We start from the raw sequence: 1,006 nt of genomic DNA, 5'->3' as shown, positions 1-1,006 counted from the left end.
ACCACATCATGGCCGCTTACCCCCGCACCATCCGGCACGGCATCTACCGCGACATCGTCATCGAGATGGCCACGGTGCTCGCGCGGCGTGCACGGGTCGGCGTGGCCGGAGCCAAGTCCAGGGACGTCACCGACCTCTTCGACACCTATCTGATGGATCTCGCCTCCATCGCGATCACCAGCGACTACCGGGTGAATGCCGTCAAGGAGCCCAACTACACAGCGAGGGTCTACAACGCCTACAAGGAGATGCTCCACGCACAGTTGGCGGAGAACCTCGCGCTTCGGGACCTTCTGCCGTCGAACAAGACCCTGTTTGGCGTCGCACGGTCCTTCACCCAACTCGCCACCAGCATCGCGACCAACAACCGCGGCGACAGCATCCAACCACCCGCTGCCCCGGACACCGGCGGCAACACCGGCGAGGCACGCCCTCGGCTTCCGCAGACCGCGCCGCCCGCCACCCCGCAGACCCCGCCCGTGCGCGGCCCGCGTGACAGTCGCCCCCGTTTCGTGGTGCGTTCGGGCTTCGATGCGCGGCGGTTCTCGTATCAGGGCCAGCTGGTCACCGACCTCACGGTCCGGGTCGCGCTGCGCGGCACGAACGACCAGGCCACACATGTCTTCGACCAACTCAAGGCAGGCGTCGAGGAGTTCCTGAACCGCCCGGAGTACCGCCTGTTCAACGGCGACCGGCTGCACGTAACCGTCGAGCACGTCGACCCGGCTGATGCCCCGCACCTGACCGTGGACCTGGCGGGCCGCGATCAGGGCATGGATCAGACCACCTGGTGGACCGATGCCGCCCCGGTGCAGTTGGTGCACGAACTCACGCACCAACTGGGCTTGCGCGACGAGTACCGCGACACCGACTCCCCGCAGCGCCCCCATATCCTGGGCAGCCTCCTCGGCGACCTCAACGAGGCTCCCGAAGACCCGTCCCTCGCCCCCTCCGGGCTGCGTGACCGACACATGGCCCTGCTCGGAGCGCTCATCGGCGACGTGAC

The 1,006-nt window shown here is 67.8% G+C and carries 1 protein-coding gene; it reads left to right on the top strand.

The genetic code is table 11. The features are described 5' to 3' along the window. A partial coding sequence (locus tag ACQKIP_RS48165; protein ID WP_427745954.1) for a hypothetical protein occupies nucleotides 1–1,006 on the top strand: 1,006 nt, incomplete at both ends.

The sequence above is a fragment of the Streptomyces sp. NPDC059900 genome, from assembly GCF_050270335.1.
GTDB lineage: Bacteria > Actinomycetota > Actinomycetes > Streptomycetales > Streptomycetaceae > Streptomyces.
The sequence above is the reverse complement of the archived record's forward strand: the minus strand, read 5'-3'. Positions and strand labels throughout refer to the sequence as shown.